Below are 2,689 nucleotides of genomic sequence, written 5' to 3' on the forward strand. Positions count from 1 at the left end.
CGAGGTCGTCGGCGACGCGGTCCCAGTCGATACTCATGATGCCTCGGCCTCGCGCTTGAGCAGCGCCTGCGCCGCCAATCCGGTGGCGGTGGCGATTCCGTGCCATCGCGTGGTGCGCAACGACGGCTCGATCTCCGGCTACCGCTGGGGCGTCGAACGCAAGCAGGCGCTGCTCAAGCGCGAGGCCGAGGCATCATGAGTATCGACTGGGACCGCGTCGCCGACGACCTCGACGCCTTCGGCTGCGCCGTGCTGCCGTCCCTGCTGGATGCGGACCAGTGCGCGGCGTATGCGGCCGGCTATGCTGACGACGCGCGATTCCGCAGCCGCGTCGTGATGGAGCGGCACGGCTTCGGGCGCGGAGAATATCGCTATTACGCGTATCCGCTGCCGCCCGGGCTTTCGGGCCTGCGCACCGCGCTGTACCCGCCGCTGGCACGCATCGCCAACCGCTGGCAGGCGGCGCTCGGGCTGGAGGAGCGCTACCCGGACGCGCACGGCGATTACCTGGCGCGCTGCCACGCGGCCGGCCAGTTGCGGCCGACACCCCTGTTGCTGCAATACGGTGCGGGCGATTACAACTGCCTGCACCAGGACCTGTACGGCGATTTCGTCTTCCCGTTGCAGGTGGCCGTACTGCTGTCGCGCCCCGGCGTCGATTTCAGCGGCGGCGAATTCGTCCTGACGGAACAGCGGCCGCGCATGCAGTCGCGCGTCGAAGTGGTGCCGCTGGGGCAGGGCGATGCCGTCGTCTTCCCCGTGCACACGCGCCCCGTCAACGGCACGCGCGGCATCTACCGCGTCAACATGCGCCACGGCGTCAGCCGCGTGCACAGCGGGCAGCGGCATACGCTGGGAATCATCTTCCACGACGCTAGTTGAGAACCGGGGTCAGAGCCCGATTTTTGGAAATTGCTCCAGCGCGCTGTCTGACGTCGTCTCTCTTGGTGCTGCCGTGCCAAGAGGACGATTGCCGTTGCTGGCGCCCCTGATTTCGGAGATGAGTTGATCGGGCAATGCGTCTTCGCATAGCTGCCTGTATACAGCCTGGCGCGTGATCGTTTCATGGTGCAGGCGCAAATATGCGAGATGCGGTTTGACCAGCGGGCTATCGTGTCCGAGGGCATTTGTTTGGTAGCTGGACCAGGGGTAATGTTCTGGCTTGACCACCATGCGTGCGCGCACAGGATTCAACTCGATGTAGCGCTGGCATGCCAGAAAATAGTCCTCGTCGAGCACGAGGCAGGAACGAAAGCGGCCTTCCCACAAGGTGCCCGTACGCGTGTGGCGACGGTTGAAGTATTGCACGTAACGCTGGCCCAGGCGCCGCATCAATACGCTGGCTCCATGCTCATCATCTGGAGACAAAAGCAAATGGACGTGATTGGTCATCAGTACATAGGCATGCAAAGCACAACCGCAGTCGTATGCGCATTCACGCAATATGTCGAGATACACCAGATAGTCGCTTCGACAGGTGAAGCACGGAATCCGATTGTTTCCTCGCTGGATGACATGGAGCGGTACCGACGGCAGGACAAGGCGGCGCGGACGTGGCATGGCGAAAGCGAAAGGGACGGAAGACGAGACGATACAAAACCGTCGTCCGGAGAGAGCGAGGAAAATCAACTGTGCAACGGTATTCGGACCATTTTCAGGCGGATCTTTCCAAAAACCGGGCTCTGACCCCGGTTTTATGAAATGTGCTAAGGGAAGTAGAATTTTTATCAGATGTTAGGCATGCATACGTTTCCGTCGTAGCATCGAGGAACCTGCACCTCAGCAGGCTTACAACGATAATCCAACGGAGACAACCATGAGCGTATCGCGTCGCCTGTTCCTGGCCGCCCTCGGCGTGGCCAGCGTGTCCGGCGGGAGCCTGGCCCGGGCCGGGGACCTGCCGCAACCCCTTGTCATTTACGATGACGAATTGAAGAACGGTTTCCAGAACTGGAGCTGGGCGAAGACGCAGTTGTCGGTGCCGGTCGGGAACGGCAAGCCGATCCGCGTCGAAGGGGAGCCGTGGAGCGCGCTCGCCCTGCACCACGAACCGTTTTCCACCGAGGGCTACAGCAAGCTGACCTTCGTCATCAACGGCGGCATGAATGGCGGCCAGACCCTGATGGTCAAGGCCATGGCCGACGGCAAGGCGATCGAGGCCGACTTCGTCATCCAGCTGAAGGCGAAGACGTGGGCCGCCGTCGAAGTGCCGCTGAAGGACATCAACGCGGCCGGCAAGACCATCGACACCCTCATCTGGCAGGGCCAGGGCGCCGCCTACCCGGGGTACTACATCACGCGCGTCCAGCTCGAGTAAGCCCGCCCTTCACGGCAGCTCGCCGCCCGCAAACGGATCGATCGAGTACGGGTACACGGTGCCGAGGAATCCCGGTTGTGCACGCACGCGGACGATCCACCCGACGATGCCGGGATAGTCGGCCAGCGCCAGCCCGGCCTCGTCGGCCCGGTGGACGTACGCAAACAGCGACATGTCGGCGATCGTGTACGCGGCGCCCGCGATGAACGGGCGCTGCGTCAGTTCGCGGTCGAGGATCGCCAGCGCCTTGTCCGCGACGCGGCGCAGGCGGTCGACCAGCGCCGGCGCGGGGGGGGATAGAAAAATCCGAGCCCCCCCGCCGGCGCGACAGGACGGGGGGGGGGGGGGGGGGGTGAAAAAAAAGGTGGGGGG

At 63.8% G+C, this 2,689-nt stretch carries 5 protein-coding genes; 3 read left to right on the forward strand and 2 right to left on the reverse strand.

Translation table 11 applies throughout. The annotated features are described in order from the left end of the window. Both ACEN88_RS28775 and ACEN88_RS28780 read left to right on the forward strand, forming a co-directional pair. On the forward strand, nucleotides 1–199 hold a 199-nt coding region (locus ACEN88_RS28775), incomplete at its 5' end, for a methylated-DNA--[protein]-cysteine S-methyltransferase (protein ID WP_413345195.1). After that, entirely contained in the window at nucleotides 196–882 is a 687-nt protein-coding gene (locus tag ACEN88_RS28780; RefSeq protein WP_413345197.1) for a 2OG-Fe(II) oxygenase, read from the forward strand. The genes ACEN88_RS28775 and ACEN88_RS28780, both read left to right, overlap by 4 nt. A 9-nt stretch (nucleotides 883–891) precedes the next feature. On the opposite strand, the gene ACEN88_RS28785 is transcribed toward ACEN88_RS28780, so the two are convergent. Next, nucleotides 892–1,560 (reverse strand): transposase, encoded by a 669-nt coding sequence (locus ACEN88_RS28785; protein ID WP_413345199.1) that lies wholly within the window; start codon nucleotides 1,558–1,560, stop codon nucleotides 892–894. A gap of 256 nt (nucleotides 1,561–1,816) precedes the next feature. Between ACEN88_RS28785 and ACEN88_RS28790 the strand changes: the two genes are divergently transcribed. Continuing rightward, complete coding sequence (locus ACEN88_RS28790; RefSeq protein WP_413345201.1) at nucleotides 1,817–2,317, forward strand: hypothetical protein; 501 nt, start codon at nucleotides 1,817–1,819, stop codon at nucleotides 2,315–2,317. Between the two features lie 9 nt (nucleotides 2,318–2,326). On the opposite strand, the gene ACEN88_RS28795 is transcribed toward ACEN88_RS28790, so the two are convergent. Further along, nucleotides 2,327–2,689, reverse strand: a 363-nt coding sequence (locus tag ACEN88_RS28795; protein ID WP_413345203.1) for a glutathione S-transferase C-terminal domain-containing protein, incomplete at its 5' end; no start/stop codon positions are given.

It is taken from the genome of Massilia sp. CT11-108 (genome assembly GCF_047302915.1).
Classification (GTDB): Bacteria; Pseudomonadota; Gammaproteobacteria; order Burkholderiales; family Burkholderiaceae_D; genus Telluria; species Telluria orientalis.